Here is a 14773-nt window from a genome sequence, read left to right on the forward strand (position 1 = left end):
CTCGACGGACTTTCCATGACACTCTCCCGCTCGCTCTCCCGCCCCCTGGACGGTACCGCCTTCATCGACCGGGCCCGCGATCGCCTGGCCTTCCTCTACGGCCCTCGCGCCGAGGAGGTGCTGCGGCGCCTGCTGACCCTGCTCTCGCACCGCCGTGGTGCAATGCCGGTCCGTGACGGCCGCGAACCGGTGCCGCTGTGGAGCGAGCGCGACCAGTGGCTGATCACCTATGGCGACAGCCTGCTCGATGGCGACCGACCGCCACTGGAGGCACTCGAGGCCTTCCTCGAGGCGCGCCTGCCGGACTCCTTCAGCGGCATCCATCTGCTGCCGTTCTTTCCCTGGAGCAGCGACGACGGCTTCTCGGTCATCCACTATCGCGAGGTCGACCCGGCACTCGGTGACTGGTCGCATATCCGGCGGCTCGGCGAACGCCGGGACCTGATGGTCGACCTGGTGCTCAACCACGTCTCCCGGGAGTCACTGTGGTTCGTCGACTACCTGAGCGGCAGCCTGCCGGGGCGCGACTTCTTCATCGAGATGGACCCGACCACCGACCTCTCGGCGGTGGTGCGCCCGCGCAGTAGCCCGCTGCTGGTGCCGGTGTCGACCCGACGCGGCACCCGCCACCTCTGGGCGACCTTCTCCGAGGACCAGATCGACCTGAACTTCGCCAACCCCGACGTGCTGCTGGAGTTCGTCGGCATCCTGCTCTTCTACCTGGAACAGGGTGCCCGGGTCATCCGCCTGGACGCCATCGCCTACCTCTGGAAGGAGGTCGGCACCCCCTGCATCCACCTGCCCCAGACCCACGAGGTGGTGCGACTGCTGCGCGCCATCGTCGACCACATGGCGCCGGGCACCCTGTTGCTCACCGAGACCAATGTCCCCCATCGCGAGAACCTCGGCTACTTTGGTCTCGATCGTCTTTCAGACGGGGGTCTCGATCGTCCTCCCTCTCCCCCCGACGAGGCCCACCTGGTCTATCAGTTCTCCCTGCCGCCGCTGCTGCTGCATACCCTGACCAGCGGCGAGGCCGGCACCCTGGCCCGTTGGCTCGAGAGCCTACCCGCCCTGCCCCCTGGCTGCAGCTACCTCAACTTCACCGCCAGCCACGACGGCATCGGCGTACGGCCGCTGGAGGGCTGGCTACCGCCCCACGAGATCGAGGCACTGCTGGAGCTGATGCACCGCTTCGGCGGCTTCGTCAGCATGCGCGCCGCCCCCGACGGCAGCGACAGCCCCTACGAGATCAACATCACCTGGTTCGAGGCGATGAAGGGCACGCGCCGCGGCCCGGACCCCTGGCAGGTGGAGCGATTCCTGTGCAGCCAGCACCTGATGCTGGCGCTGCAGGGCATTCCGGCGCTCTACCTGCACTCGCTGACCGGCACCCTCAACGACCACGAGGGCGTCGAGCGCAGCGGGCGACTGCGCTCGATCAACCGTCGCCGCTGGCAACGCGACGAGCTGGCCGAGCTGCTCGACAGCCGCAACACCCCGACCCGCGAGGTCTTCCTGGCCCTCAAGCGACGCCTGGCGGTGCGTCGCGAGGAGCCCTGCTTCCATCCCGACACCCCGCAGCGGGTGGTGCCCTCCCCCACGGAGCTGCTGGTACTGGAGCGGGGCCCGCTGGCCGACGGCCGCCGGCTGCTGGCGATCCACAACGTCAGCGACCGGCGCCAGCCGCTGGAGCTCGCCATGCTCGGCCAACACCCCTGGTTCGACCTGCTGGAGCACGCGCCCTGGGAGCGCTGCGAGAGCCTCGCCCCCTACCGCAGCCTGTGGCTGGTGCTGCCCGGCGATGACACCATCGATGACGGGTGAACACCCGGCGGTGACCTGAAGGAAGCGGTGGCCTGAAGGGAGGCAAGGGGACGACGACATGCTAGTGTCAGCGGGACGCCATGCCCACGAATCGACGAGGACCCCGTCATGCGCCCCATCCCGCTCGCCCTGAGCGCCGTCCTGCTGGTCTTCACCGCCGCGGCCCTGGCCGACGACCACTGGCCGGCCCCGGTCCGGGCGCTGGCCGACCAGGGCCTGACCATCCATGCCGAGTTCGCGGCCCCCGGCGGCCTCACCGGCTACGCCGCCAGCGCCCAGGGCCGCGAACTCGCCATCTACGTCACCGCCGACGGCGAGCATGCGGTGGTCGGCACCCTGGTGGACGCCGCGGGCAACGACCTCTCCAGCGCACCACTCGACGAGCACGTGCGCAGTGCCCAGGATGCCGAGGCGTGGGAGCGGCTCGAACGCAGCCACTGGATCCAAGACGGCGACCCGGAGGCCCCACGGGTGCTCTATACCTTCACCGACCCCAACTGTCCCTACTGCCGGCAGTTCTGGGAAGCCGCGCGGCCGTGGGTCGAGGCCGGCGAGGTGCAGCTGCGCCATGTCATGGTCGGCATCCTGGCACAGGACAGCCCGGCCAAGGCCGCGGCCCTGCTGGGCGCCGACGACCCCGCTTCGGCGTTGCACGAGCACGAGAGCGGCACATCGATCGCCCCCTCGGCCCAGCCCCGGGAGATCGAGGAGCAGGTCTACACCAACAACCAGCTGTTCGAGGAATTCGGCCTGATCGCCACCCCGACGACCGTGGCACGCGATGGCCAGCGTCTCGTGCGGATTCAGGGCATGCCCGACCCCGCGCAACTCATCGAACTGATGGGCGGCGAGGCACCCTGACCGGAGCGCGGAGCCTCAGGCTCGGGCGGGCATCGCCCGGGCCAGGAACCAGCCGGCGATCATCGCCACCAGCAAGGCGAATAACGGCGCCGTCAGCCCGCCGAGGGAGGCGAAGGCCGGTCCCGGGCAGTAGCCCGACAGCCCCCAGCCGATGCCGAACAGGGCGGCGCCGCCGATCAGCCGGGCGTCCAGGTCCTGGCGGGTCGGCAGTTGGAAGGCCTCGGCGTAGATCGGGTGGGGGCGACGAAGGACCAGCCGGTAGCCGATGAAGGTGGTCACCACGGCGCCGCCCAGCACGAACAGCAGCGTCGGGTCCCAGGCGCCGGCGACGTCGAGGAAGCCCAGCACCCGCGCCGGGTCGGTCATGCCCGAGATGCCCAGGCCCAGGCCGAACAGCAAACCGGCGACGTAGCCCATGAGGGGCTTGAGGGTCTCGGTCTTCATGCGCCACCTCCGATCAGGTGCCGGACCACGAAGACGGTGACGATGGCGGTGACCAGGAAGGTAATGGTGGCCATCAGGGAGCGCACCGACAACCGGGCGAGGCCGCAGACGCCGTGGCCGCTGGTGCAGCCACTGCCGAGGCCGGTGCCCAGGCCCACCAGCAGGCCGGCCACCAGCATCAGCAGCACGCCACCGGCCGGCTGGCCGACCACCTCGCCCGGGCTACCGGCGACGTTGCCCAGCCCGCCGCCGAGCAGCATCAGCACGATCGGGCCGCTGATCAGGCCGAGCAGAAAGGTCAGCCGCCAGGCGCTGTCGCCTTTCGGCCTGACGGTGATCAGGTTGCCGATGATCCCGCTGATGCCGGCGATGCGGCCCAGGGTCGCCATCAGCCAGGTGGCCGCGAGGCCGATCAGCACGCCGCCGATCAGCCCATGCAGGCTTGCTGTCACATCCACGATGCGTCTCCTCCGGTGTACGGTGTCATGGGTGGGCCACCAGCGGGTCGTCAGCCGGGACTCAGAACCGATTGATCGGCACTTTCAGGTAGACCTGGCCATTGTCCTCTGCCGGTGGCATATGGCCGGCGCGCATGTTGACCTGCACCGAGGGGATGATCAGCGTCGGCATGTCGAGGGTCGCATCGCGCTCGGTACGCATCTTCACGAACTCCTCCTCGCTGACCCCTTCGTGGACATGCACATTGTGGGCACGCTGCTCCGCCACGCTGGTCTCGTGCTGGTACTCCTCGCGATCCGGTGCCTTGTAGTCGTGGCACAGGAACAGCCGGGTCTCGCCCGGCAGGGCCAGCACCTTCTGGATGGAGCGATAGAGGGTCCGCGCATCGCCGCCGGGGAAGTCGCAGCGGGCGGTGCCGTAGTCGGGCATGAACAGGGTGTCGCCGACGAAGGCGGCATCGCCGATCACATAGGTCAGGCAGGCCGGGGTATGGCCCGGGGTGTGCAGCACCCGCCCCTCCAGGTGGCCGATGGCGAAGGTGTCGCCCTCCTCGAAGAGGCGGTCGAACTGGCTGCCGTCGCGGGCGAACTCGGTGCCGGCGTTGAAGGCCTTGCCGAAGACCTCCTGGACCACGGTGATGTTGGCGCCGATGCCGGTCTTGCCGCCCAGCTTCTCATGCAGGTAGGGCGCGGCGGAGAGGTGGTCGGCGTGGACATGGGTCTCGAGGATCCACTCCACGGACAGCCCTTCGCGCTGGATGAAGGCGATGATGGCGTCGGCGGAGCGCACGTCGGTGCGTCCGGCAGCGTAGTCGAAGTCGAGCACCGAATCGAGGATCGCGCAGGACGTGGAATCAGGATCCTGCACCACATAGCTGAAGGTGTTGGTGGGCTCATCGAAGAAGTGGGTGACAATGGGTCGGGCCGCGGTTGGCTTGGACATGGGAAGCACCTCCTGAATGTCGTTGCCTCACGAGATGGCGACAGCATGGATGAAAAACAAGATCTAAACTTAGTCCATTTTTTTATAAAAAAGACGAAGTCAGATCTCTATGCGATCACCGTAGGCGGGGATCTCGGCCTCGATGCCGCTCTCGGCCAGGGCGGCCTTGAGCACATGCTGGGTGCCCGGCTCGCCGTGCACCAGGTAGAACCGCGGATGGTCACGGAAGGCGCCGGCCCAACCGATAAGCTGGCTCTGGCCGGCGTGGGCCGAGAAACCGCCGATGGTATGCACCCTGGCCTTCACCGCCAGTTCCTGACCGAGCACCCGCACCCGCTCGGCGCCATCGACGAGCTGGCGACCCAGGGTGCCGGCGGCCTGGAAGCCGACGATCACCAGGCGGGTATTGGGCTTCTCGAGGTTATAGCGGAAGTGGTGAATGATCCGTCCGCCGTTGCACATGCCTGCCCCGGCAATGATGATCGCCCCGCCGTGGATACGGTTGATGGCCATGGACTCCTCCACCGTGCGGGTCAGGCGCAGGATCGGCAGGTACCGGCTGGTGTCGCCGCTGGCGGCGATGTTGAGCACCTTGAGATCCTCCGAGTCGAGCGACTTGCGCGCCCGATGGTAGAGCTCGGTGACCCGGATCGCCATGGGGCTGTCGAGGAACACCATCTGCTGGCGCAGCCGCCCCTCGTGGTAGAGCACGCTGAGGTGGTAGAGGATCTCCTGGGTCCGGCCCACGGCGAAGGCGGGGATCAACACGTTCCCGCCATCGGCATGGGCCTCCGCCAGCACCCGGGCGAATTCCTCGAGGGTCTCGTCCAGGGGGCGGTGGTCACGATCGCCGTAGGTGCTCTCCATCAGCACCAGGTCGGCATCAAAGACCTTCTCGGGATCCTTCATCAGCACCGAGCCGGGGTTGCCCAGATCGCCGGAGAACACCAGGCGCTTGATCTGGCCGCCGGAGGGGATGCCGAGCTCGACGATGGCCGAGCCGAGGATATGACCGGCATCACGGAACACCAGGGTCGTGCCACCGGGCAGGTTCACCGGCTGGCCGTAGCCATGGGACTCGCAGAGCGCCAGGGTGCGCTCCACGTCCTCGAGCTCGTAGAGCGGCTCGACCGGCGGCTTGTCGTTGCGCTTGCGCCACTTGTTCTCCCACTCGATGTCCTTGGCCATGACGAAGGCGGCGTCACGCAGCATGATGTCGAGCAGGTCGCGGGTACCGCGGGTGCAGTGGATCGGCCCGCGGTAGCCCTCGCGCACCAGCTTGGGCAGCAGCCCCGAGTGGTCCAGATGGCCGTGGGAGAGCACCACCGCCTCGAGCTGTCCGGCCAGGGCGCCGAAGGGCCTGGCATTGGCCGCATCGGCATCGCTGCCCCCTTGGTGCAGGCCGCACTCGAGCAGCAGCCGGTAGGCGCCGCCGTCGCCGTCCACCTCGATGAGATAGCGCGACCCGGTGACCTCGCCGACCGCCCCCTGGAATGTCAGTGTCGACATGGCGTCTCGATCCTTTCCCTGCGCAACCATGCCTTCAGCATACTGGATCAAGCCGGCTCGCGCCCTGCCCGATGCGGACTCGGTGGTGGGGGCTTGCGCTGGATCATACCTGGCCGGCGTTGTCGCATTCCACGGCCTCGGCCATGCGTTGCGGCAACTCGGGAATCGCCGCCTTGACACGGTTCCAACTGGGGATGAAGGGCCGCTCGCCGGGGTTGTCGAGGAAGGCACTGCCCGCCTCGAGCAGGTTGGCGGCGAACAGCTCCACCGCGCGTTCCTCGTCGTGGCGATCCAGGCTCAGGCCGTTCATCACCGCATCGTGGTCGTAGGCCTCGATCAGGTCCAGCGCCAGGCGATAGTAGGTGGCCTTGAGGGTACGAAAGCCCTCGGCGCTGAAGGTCACGCCCTGGGTCGCCAGCTTGCGGTAGAGTGCCTTGGCGATATCCAGGCTCATGCGGTTGAGCCCGCTCGAGGCGTCCTCTTCCGAGACCGGCTGGTGCTTGTGATCGTAGGCGTCGGCCAGGTCGACCTGGCACAGCCGCTTGGTCGAATAGTTGCGGTGCACCTCGGAGAGCACGCCGATCTCCAGGCCCCAGTCGGCGGGGATGCGGATGCCGTCGAGCACCTCGGCACGCATCGAGAACTCGCCGGAGAGCGGGTAGCGGTAGCTGTCGAGGTACTCCAGGTAGGGCAGCGGCCCGTGCATCTTCTTGAGCGCCCGCAGCAGCGGCGTGACCATCAGCCGCGAGACCCGGCCGTTGAGCCGCCCCTGGGCGATGCGCGGGTAGTAGCCCTTGCAGAACTCGTAGTTGAAGTGGGGGTGGGCGACCGGATAGAACAGCCGCGCCAGCATCCCGCGATCATAGGTGAGGATGTCGCAGTCGTGCAGGGCGACCACGGCGCCACGCTGCGAGGCCTGCACATAGCCGGCGCAGTACCAGACGTTGCGGCCCTTGCCGGGCTGCTGGGGGGCCAGCCCCTGGGCCTCCAGCTCGGCATCCAGCGTCCGCAGCCGGGGGCCGTCGTTCCACAGGATGCGGTGGTGCTGGGGCAACGCCGAGAAGAACTCCCGGGCGTGGAGGAACTGGCCACGGTCGGCGCGATCGAGCCCGATCACCACCTCGCCGAGGTAGGGTACCCGGGCGATCTCGTCGACGATATGCGCCAGTGCCGGCCCCTCGAGCTCCGAGAACAGCGACGGCAGGATCAGGCTCATGGGCCGGCGTGCCGAGAACCGCACCAGGTCGGCCTCGAGCTCGGCCAGCGGGCGACGGGTCAGGTTGTGGAAGTCGGTGACGATGCCGTTCTGGTGGAAGTCACTCATGCCGCCTCCCCCGGGGCTTCACGCCCGCCGAGCCGATGGGTTGCTTGAGCCTCCGCCGGTATCACCCGGCGGTCGGCTCGCCCCCACCAGTAGGCCACCCCCTCGGCCCAGCCGGCGGGGCCGGTCGCCTCGCTGCGGTAGAGCGCCGGCTGCTGCGGCGACACCTCGAGCCCATGACAGCCGCGGATCACCACCGCCTGGTCGACGCTCTCGAGCATGGCGATATCGTTGGGGCCGTCGCCGAGCCCCAGGCTCAGGGGACGGCTGCCGCGCAGCGCCTGGAAGCGCTCGATCAGCCAGCTCACGGCGCTGCCCTTGTGGGACTCGCCGGTGACATGCCAGAAGCGCCCGCCGCGGACCAGGCGCAGGCCGTCGCCCTCGAGCCCCTCCCGGAAGGCCACGAGCCCGTCGTCGTCATCGGCCCAGATCAGCGGTTCGCTGCCTTCGCGCATCCGCGCCAGTCGCGCCTCGGGTTCCGCCAGGCCGGTGAAGTCGGTCAGCTCCTCCAGCGACATCTCGCTCATGGTGGTGAAGGTGACACCGAGCCGTTCACGCCATACCGCGAGCCGCTTGCGGATGAAGCCGATGTCCACCCCCAGGGTCTTGATCACCAGGCCGTCGGGGCCGGGGCCGCGATCCAGCCGGGCGTGGCACCAGGCCGGCGGCAGCCCGGCCACGGCGCCGTTCTCGGCGATGAAGGGGGTGTCCGCCAGGCCCATGGCCCGGCGCAGCGGCACGATCTCGCTGCGGGTCTTGCTGGTCACCGGGATCACCGGCACCCCGAGCGCTTTAAGCCGGGCGAGCCAGGGCCGTGCGGGCGACCAGTCGTAGCTGTGGTGATCGAGCAGCGAACCGTCCAGGTCGGTGAAGAGCAGACGCGGGCGCAGGGCGGGGTCCTGGGTGACCGAGTCACGGGAAGGGTGCTGGGGCATGGCGTGTCGGCTCCATGGTGGTGAAGTCGACATGCCTGATGCAGGGAGCGTGCCAGTCAGGGCGATAACCGGCACGCAACGGCGTCTCACCACCGACCGTCCGGCAGCGGCAACCGCTGCCGGATGACGGCGCACACCGGAGAAGTACATGAAAACGCCCCCTCGTGGTGCACCATGAGGGGGCGTCGCGTGCGGGGCGCTCTCGAGCCCGGCTCCTCAGCGATAGACGGGGAAGCGGTCGCAGACGGCCTCGACCTTCTCCTTCACCTCGGCCTCGATGGCGGCGGTATCATCGCCGGCAGCCATGACGTCGAGGATGTCGCTGATCCAGCCGGCCAGCTCGCGGCATTCCGCCTCACCGAAGCCACGGGTGGTCACCGCCGGGGTGCCGATACGCAGGCCCGAGGTGACGAAGGGGCTCTGGGGGTCGCCCGGCACGGCGTTCTTGTTGACGGTGATGTGGGCGCGGCCCAGGGCGGCGTCCGCGTCCTTGCCGGTCAGCCCCTGCTTGATCAGCGAGAGCAGGAAGAGATGGTCCTCTGTGCCGCCGGAGACGATGTCGAAGCCGCGCTCGATGAACACCCCGGCCATGGTCTGGGCGTTCTTGACCACCTGCTGCTGGTAGGTCTTGAAGTCCGCTGCCATGGCCTCCTTGAAGCAGATCGCCTTGGCGGCGATGACATGCTCCAGGGGACCGCCCTGGATGCCCGGGAAGACCGCAGACTGCAGCTTCTTCTCGATGTCGGCGTCGCCCTCACTGGAGAGGATCAGGCCGCCGCGCGGGCCGCGCAGGGTCTTGTGGGTGGTGGTGGTGACCACATGGGCGTGGGGCAGCGGGGTCGGGTAGACACCGGCGGCCACCAGGCCGGCCACGTGGGCCATGTCGACCAGCAGATAGGCACCCACCTCGTCGGCGATCTCGCGGAACTTCGCCCAGTCGATGATCTGGGAGTAGGCCGAGAAGCCGGCGATGATCATCTTCGGCCGGTGCTCGCGGGCGAGTCTGGCGACCTCGTCGTAGTCGATGCGACCGTTCTCGTCGATGCCGTACTGCACGGCGTTGTAGTGCTTGCCGGAGAAGTTGGGACGGGCCCCGTGGGTCAGGTGGCCGCCGGCGTCCAGGCTCATGCCCAGCACGGTGTCGCCCGGCTTGACCAGCGCCTGGAAGACGGCGCCGTTGGCCTGGGAGCCCGAGTGGGGCTGGACGTTGGCGTAGGTCGCACCGAACAGCTCCTTGGCATAGTCGATGGCCAGCTGCTCGACGATGTCGACGTATTCGCAACCGCCATAGTAGCGCTTGCCGGGATAGCCTTCCGCGTACTTGTTGGTCAGCTGGCTGCCCTGGGCCTCCATCACCCGGGGACTGGCGTAGTTCTCGGAGGCGATCAGCTCGATGTGCGCTTCCTGACGCGCGCTTTCCTTCTGCATCGCATCGAACAGGGCATCATCGAAACCGGCAATCTGCATGTCACGGCTGAACATCGGCGGGAAACCTCGCATCACGGGAAGAATCTGAGCTCCGCATGATACCCCAGCCCATGACGGCTTTCACTTGAAAGGCCGTCATGGGCATCACCATCTTTTCTCATGCAGGCTTTAGCCAGGCTACAGCGTCAGCGGGTCTCGACGCTCAGCGACAGCCTGTCCGGCACGCCCATGGGATCGTCGGTCCAGGTCGCCAGGTTGCTCTCCGCCGGCAGGGTGATGTCGATCGCCAGTTCGCTGGCGCTGCCCTCGAGCAGGTCGACCAGCCCCATCAGGATAGACTGCACCTGGGCGCCGAACATCATGCCGAACCCCTGGGCCTGGGTGCGTAGCTGCTCGATGTACTGGGCCTCCGTCACCCCCTCCATGGCGGCGCCCAGGGTGGCCAGGCGGGCGAACAGCCCCTGGTCGGCGAGCGTCAGATGGAGATCGCCGCCCAGCAGCGTGGCCGCCTCGAGCAGATCGCTATCGGCGAAGACATCGGCCGGGGCGACGCCGTCGGGCAGCACCACGGGCAACTCGATGTCGAAGAGCAGGCGCAAGGCATCATGGGCGGTCACACGGCTCTCGCTGCTCAGGACGCTGCGACCGCCCTCCTCTTCCCAGTCGCCGAGGAAGGCGGCATCCAGCCGCAGCTCGCCGCTGCCGTCGGTGAGCACGTTGCTGGCCATGCGCAGTCGGGTCCGCTCCTCTTCCGGGGCGAGTGCGATCATGCGTGCCAGATCGACATGGAAGTCCTCGAGGCTCAGGCCGCCCGAGCCATCGCCGAAATCTCCATCGAGATCCAGGGCCGCCAGCGTGCCCACCAGACGGTCCGAGGCGATATCGAGGTCACGCAGGGCCAGCAGGGCCAGGCTCTCTTCCTGGTCGCCATCCAGCCCGGCCAGACCCTCCAGGCGCAGGGAGCCGAGGGTGAAGGAGCCGCTTCCCAGGTCGTCCAGGTCCTGCCCGGTGCCGGCCACGTCGGTGATCTCCAGCATGCCGATGGCGTCGTGGGCCAGCGACTCGCCACGCACCCTGGCGATGGTCAGGCGGCCCTCGCTCCCGCGGAAGGCCGCCCCCTGGAAGAGCTCCTCGGCGAGTTCCGAGGCCAGGTCGATGACGATGTCGTCGATGGCCAGGCTGCCGAAGCTCACGTCTTCCGGCACCAGGTCGCCATACAGCGGGAAGACCGCCTGGGACGGCTCGCCGAGCACGATGCGCTCGGCACTCATCAGCGGCAGCTCGGTCAGGCCGTCCTCGATCCGCAGCCCCTCGAGGATCACCTCGTCCGGGCTGTCGTAGTCACCGTTGACGATGTAGCGGGCGAGACGCAGGCGCTCGCCCTCGTCGGTCTCGAAGACCAGATCCTCGGCGGTGGCACGGCTGCGCAACAGCGCCCCGGAGACCTCGCCGAGCTCGACACTGCCGTGACCACCGAACATGGCACGCAGGTCGGCCTCCAGGCGCTCGGGTTCGTCGGCCAGCGCCGATGCTGCGGCCAGCAGCAGGGAGACCCCGGCGATCAGGGGCCAGCGGGAATCGGGCACGGAACACCTCCGGTGTGAACGGTTCATCTGGTTGAGTCTAACCCGAGAGCCCGAGCCCCGCCCCGTATCGCTGCAGGGAGCGTCGACTCAGGTCTCGCCGAGCAACCCCAGGCTCGCCGCCGGCGCCTGACGACGCAGGCTTCGGGAGAGCAGGTGGCCGATGGTGCCGATCGCGAGCGCCCCGCCCAGCGGCAGCACCAGCCACAGCCAGCCGTGCAGCCGCGGCGTCAGGTCGAACCAGGCCAGGTAGATGGCGGCCGTGGCGAGTTCGGCCAGCAGCGCCCCCATCAGGCCGCTGGCCAGCCCCAGGATGGCGAATTCGGCCCCCTGGGCCCGGGAGAGCAAGCGGTTGCCGGCGCCGAACACCCGCAGCAGGCCGCTCTCGTGGGCACGCACCGGCCGGCTGGCGGTCAGGGCGGCATAGAGCACGCTGACGCCGGCCAGCAACACGAAGCCGAGCACCAGCTCCACCGCCCGGGTCACCTGGGTCAGCACCTCGCGCACCTGGCCGAGGATGGCCTCGATATTGAGCAGCGAGACCCCCGGGAACTCCCGCACCAGGCGGCGCAGGGTGTCGCCGTCGTCGCCGTCCAGGTGGAAGGCGGTGATATAGCTGTGACCGAAGCGCTCCAGCACCCCCGGGGGGAAGATCACGTAGAAGTTGGGCCGGAAGCTGTCCCAGTCCAGGTCGCGCAGGCTGGTCAGTTCTCCGACGACCTCGGCCCCGCCGATGGTGAAGGTGAGGGTGTCGCCGAGCCCGAGCCCGAAGCGTTCGGCCAGGCCGTCCTCCATGGAGATCGGTACCCGGGCGCTGTCGGAGTCGGAAGGGGGCTCGGCGTCCACCGCATCGAACCAGCCGGCGGCCTCACCGCTCGCCCCTTCTCCGGCAACTCCGTCGAACCACCGTCCCGCCACCAGGCGATTGCCCTCGGGGAGGGTCTCGCGCCAGGTGAGGTTGAGCTCGCGGCGCAGGGCGTTGTCGCCGCGGGACTCCGCCGGCACCGCCTCCCGGGGCGACCGGTCGTTGATGGCGGTGATGCGCCCGCGCACCATGGGGTAGAGGGCACTGCGCGCATCGGCGGCATCGCCCAGGGCACTCTCGAAGGCCTCGCGTTCGGTGGGCTGGATGTTGATGGCGAAGTAGTTGGGGGTCTCCTCGGGCAGCTGGTCCTGCCAGGTGGTCAACAGGTCGCCCCGCACCAGAGCGATCATCGCCATGGCGAAGAAGGTCACCGAGAAGGCGAGCAACTGGCCGAGGCTGGCCCGCCGCCGGCGAGCGAGCTGCTGGCCGCCCAGGCGCAGGGCCTGGGTCAGGCCGCCCTCCTGGCCACCCCGTCGCGGGAGTCGTGAGGCGAGCCGCAGCACCGCCGACAGCAGCAGTGCACCGAGGCCCCACAGCACCACCAGCATCACCAGGCCACCGAGGAGCAGCCCGATGGAGAGACCGAGGTCGCCGGAGTAGAGCCACAGCAGGCCACCGAACACCAGGGCCGCCACGGCCACCACCAGCCAGGCGGAGGCCGGCATCGGGTCGAGCTCGCGACGCAGCACCTTGAGCGCGCTGACCCGCTTGAGCCGCAGCAGGGTGGGGCCGGCGAAGCCCACCAGCACCGCCAGGGCGGTGAAGACTCCCAGCCACAGCGGCAATGCTCCCGGCGGCGGCAGCGTGAGCGGCAGGAAGGTGGTCAACAGCCGCAGCAACACCGCCTGGCCGGCCAGCCCCAGTACGGCCCCCAGCGCCGAGGCCACCAGCGCCAGCCACAGCAGCTGCAGCGCGAACAGGCGGGTCAGCTCGGCCTGGGTGGCACCGAAGCAGCGCAGCAGGGCCGCGGTATCCAGATGACGGTCGACATAGCGCCGGGTGGCCATGGCCACGGCCACCCCGGCCAGCAGCACCGCGGCGAGCCCCGCCAGGCTCAGGTAGCGCTCGGCCCGCTCCAGGGCATTGCCGAGCTGGGGCCGGTCGCGGCGCACGTCGCGCACCTCGACCCCGTCGCGACGCAGGCGCTCGAGCAACGGGGCGAGACGCTCCACCGCCTCCACCGGGCCGGCGGCGAGCAGTTCGAAGGAGACCCTCGAGCCATCCTGCACCAGGTTCGTCGCCGCCAGGTCATCGGTGTGCATCATCAACCGCGGATTGAAGTTGCCGAAGCCGCCTTGCTGGTCGGGCTCGCGCTCGACCAGGCCGCTCACGAAGAGCTCGGACTCGCCAAGGCGCACCCGGTCGCCCAGCTCCACCTCCAGCAGCAACGCCAGCCGTGGCGCCAACCAGGTCTCGCCGGGCGCCGGCCCGTGGGCGACCGTCTCGCGCCCCTGACCACGATCGACCTGGACCTCGCCATAGAGGGGGTAGTGCCGGTCCACCACCTTGAGGCTGGCAGGCTGAAAGGCATCGTCGTGGCTGACCATGGAAACCATGCCGACCTGGTCGCTCAGGGTCAGGCCCGCTGCCTCCAGGTCCCGGCGCAGCGCGGCGTCGAAGGGGCGACTCTGCTCCAGCACCAGATCGCCGCCGAGCAACTGCCCCGCCTGGCGGGTCAGGCCGCGATCGAGGCGGTCGAGGAAGAAGCCGATCATGGTGGACGCGGCCACGGCCAGGGCCAGGGCCACGAACAGGGCGCGCACGTCGGCGGCACGCAGGTCGCGGGCTAGCCCGCGGGCCGAGAGCCGCAGCATCCGCGTCGCGCCGGCCAGGGGAGAGATGGCCCGGGAGGCGATACCGCTCATGCGTCCACCTCGTCGCGGGTCATTTCCACCAGCCTGCCCTGCTCCAGGCGCAGGCAGCGATCGCAGCGCCGGGCCAGCGCATGGTCATGGGTGACCAGCACCAGGGTGGTGCCGGCCTCGTGGTTGAGCGCGAAGAGCGCCTCGATGATGCGTTCGCCGGTGGCCGGGTCCAGGTTGCCGGTCGGCTCGTCGGCGAACACCAGCTCGGCACCGGTGACGAAGGCTCGCGCCAGGGCGACCCGCTGCTGCTCGCCGCCAGAGAGCTGCTTGGGCAGGTGGTCGAGCCGCTCGCCCAGGCCCACCCGGGTCAGCCAGTCGCGGGCGCGCGCCTCGGCGTCGGGCTGCGGCGTCAGCTCCAGCGGCAACAGCACGTTCTCGAGTGCGGTCAGGGTCGGCAGCAGCTGGAAGTTCTGGAACACGAAGCCCACCCGGCCGGCGCGCAGCCGCGCCCGGCCGTCCTCGTCCAGCGCCGAGAGCGGCTGGCCGAACAGCTCGAGCTCGCCACCGGTGGGTGCATCGAGCCCGGCCAGCAGCCCCAGCAGGGTCGACTTGCCGGCCCCACTCTGGCCGAGGATCGCCACGCTCTCGCCGGGGAACACCGTGAGCCGCAGGTCACTCAGAATGGTGAGCCGCCGTTCGCCGCTCTGCACCTGCTTGATCAGGTGATCTGTGTGTAGAATCGGTGAGGCATGCGCTCGCGAGGTAATGGACATGGTGAAGGGGTTCCCTGGTTT

The 14773-nt window shown here is 69.1% G+C and carries 12 protein-coding genes; 2 read left to right on the forward strand and 10 right to left on the reverse strand.

The features are described 5' to 3' along the window. Positions 1-15 precede the first annotated feature (15 nt). Complete coding sequence (locus QLQ85_RS15735) at positions 16-1827, forward strand: sugar phosphorylase (RefSeq protein WP_282739861.1); 1812 nt, start codon at positions 16-18, stop codon at positions 1825-1827. Positions 1828-1935: 108 nt separating this feature from the next. After that, positions 1936-2688 (forward strand): thiol:disulfide interchange protein DsbG, encoded by a 753-nt coding sequence (gene dsbG, locus QLQ85_RS15740; protein ID WP_282739862.1) that lies wholly within the window; start codon positions 1936-1938, stop codon positions 2686-2688. A gap of 15 nt (positions 2689-2703) precedes the next feature. Here dsbG and QLQ85_RS15745 read toward each other — a convergent pair whose 3' ends face one another. From QLQ85_RS15745 to QLQ85_RS15790, 10 genes are all read right to left on the reverse strand, one after another. Continuing rightward, positions 2704-3132 (reverse strand): DUF6691 family protein, encoded by a 429-nt coding sequence (locus QLQ85_RS15745; protein ID WP_282739863.1) that lies wholly within the window; start codon positions 3130-3132, stop codon positions 2704-2706. After that, a complete protein-coding gene (locus tag QLQ85_RS15750) occupies positions 3129-3590 on the reverse strand; it encodes a YeeE/YedE family protein (RefSeq protein WP_282739864.1) in 462 nt (153 codons plus the stop codon). The genes QLQ85_RS15745 and QLQ85_RS15750 overlap by 4 nt, the downstream gene beginning before the upstream one ends. 61 nt (positions 3591-3651) lie before the next feature. Continuing rightward, a complete protein-coding gene (locus QLQ85_RS15755; RefSeq protein WP_282739865.1) occupies positions 3652-4533 on the reverse strand; it encodes an MBL fold metallo-hydrolase in 882 nt (293 codons plus the stop codon). 99 nt (positions 4534-4632) lie between these two features. Beyond that, positions 4633-6042, reverse strand: a complete 1410-nt coding sequence (locus QLQ85_RS15760; protein ID WP_282739866.1) for an MBL fold metallo-hydrolase RNA specificity domain-containing protein — start codon at positions 6040-6042, stop codon at positions 4633-4635. 103 nt (positions 6043-6145) lie between these two features. Next, a complete protein-coding gene (locus tag QLQ85_RS15765) occupies positions 6146-7366 on the reverse strand; it encodes a glycosyltransferase family protein (protein WP_282739867.1) in 1221 nt (406 codons plus the stop codon). Next, positions 7363-8298, reverse strand: coding sequence for an HAD-IIB family hydrolase (locus tag QLQ85_RS15770; protein WP_282739868.1), 936 nt, complete (start codon positions 8296-8298; stop codon positions 7363-7365). Before QLQ85_RS15770 ends, QLQ85_RS15765 begins: the two co-directional genes overlap by 4 nt. Before the next feature lie 216 nt (positions 8299-8514). Beyond that, on the reverse strand, positions 8515-9780 hold the full coding sequence (gene glyA / locus QLQ85_RS15775; RefSeq protein WP_282739869.1) for a serine hydroxymethyltransferase: 1266 nt from the start codon (positions 9778-9780) through the stop codon (positions 8515-8517). Between the two features lie 131 nt (positions 9781-9911). Continuing rightward, positions 9912-11312 (reverse strand): hypothetical protein, encoded by a 1401-nt coding sequence (locus tag QLQ85_RS15780; protein WP_282739870.1) that lies wholly within the window; start codon positions 11310-11312, stop codon positions 9912-9914. Between the two features lie 87 nt (positions 11313-11399). Continuing rightward, complete coding sequence (locus tag QLQ85_RS15785) at positions 11400-14039, reverse strand: ABC transporter permease (RefSeq protein WP_282739871.1); 2640 nt, start codon at positions 14037-14039, stop codon at positions 11400-11402. Further along, the gene (locus tag QLQ85_RS15790) at positions 14036-14752 is read right to left on the reverse strand and encodes an ABC transporter ATP-binding protein (protein WP_102629091.1); all 717 of its coding nucleotides are present in this window, start codon (positions 14750-14752) and stop codon (positions 14036-14038) included. Before QLQ85_RS15790 ends, QLQ85_RS15785 begins: the two co-directional genes overlap by 4 nt. Positions 14753-14773: the final 21 nt, after the last annotated feature.

This window comes from Halomonas kalidii, from assembly GCF_030010475.1.
Lineage (GTDB): Bacteria > Pseudomonadota > Gammaproteobacteria > Pseudomonadales > Halomonadaceae > Halomonas > Halomonas heilongjiangensis.

Bases quoted from the DNA above. Each gene is read 5' to 3' on its own strand.
- dsbG (WP_282739862.1), top strand. From the start codon at position 1,936: ATGCGCCCCATCCCGCTCGCCCTGAGCGCCGTCCTGCTGGTCTTCACC.
- QLQ85_RS15755 (WP_282739865.1), bottom strand. From the start codon at position 4,533: ATGTCCAAGCCAACCGCGGCCCGACCCATTGTCACCCACTTCTTCGAT.
- QLQ85_RS15765 (WP_282739867.1), bottom strand. From the start codon at position 7,366: ATGAGTGACTTCCACCAGAACGGCATCGTCACCGACTTCCACAACCTG.
- QLQ85_RS15790 (WP_102629091.1), bottom strand. From the start codon at position 14,752: ATGTCCATTACCTCGCGAGCGCATGCCTCACCGATTCTACACACAGAT.
- QLQ85_RS15770 (WP_282739868.1), bottom strand. From the start codon at position 8,298: ATGCCCCAGCACCCTTCCCGTGACTCGGTCACCCAGGACCCCGCCCTG.
- QLQ85_RS15760 (WP_282739866.1), bottom strand. From the start codon at position 6,042: ATGTCGACACTGACATTCCAGGGGGCGGTCGGCGAGGTCACCGGGTCG.
- glyA (WP_282739869.1), bottom strand. From the start codon at position 9,780: ATGTTCAGCCGTGACATGCAGATTGCCGGTTTCGATGATGCCCTGTTC.
- QLQ85_RS15745 (WP_282739863.1), bottom strand. From the start codon at position 3,132: ATGAAGACCGAGACCCTCAAGCCCCTCATGGGCTACGTCGCCGGTTTG.
- QLQ85_RS15735 (WP_282739861.1), top strand. From the start codon at position 16: ATGACACTCTCCCGCTCGCTCTCCCGCCCCCTGGACGGTACCGCCTTC.
- QLQ85_RS15785 (WP_282739871.1), bottom strand. From the start codon at position 14,039: ATGAGCGGTATCGCCTCCCGGGCCATCTCTCCCCTGGCCGGCGCGACG.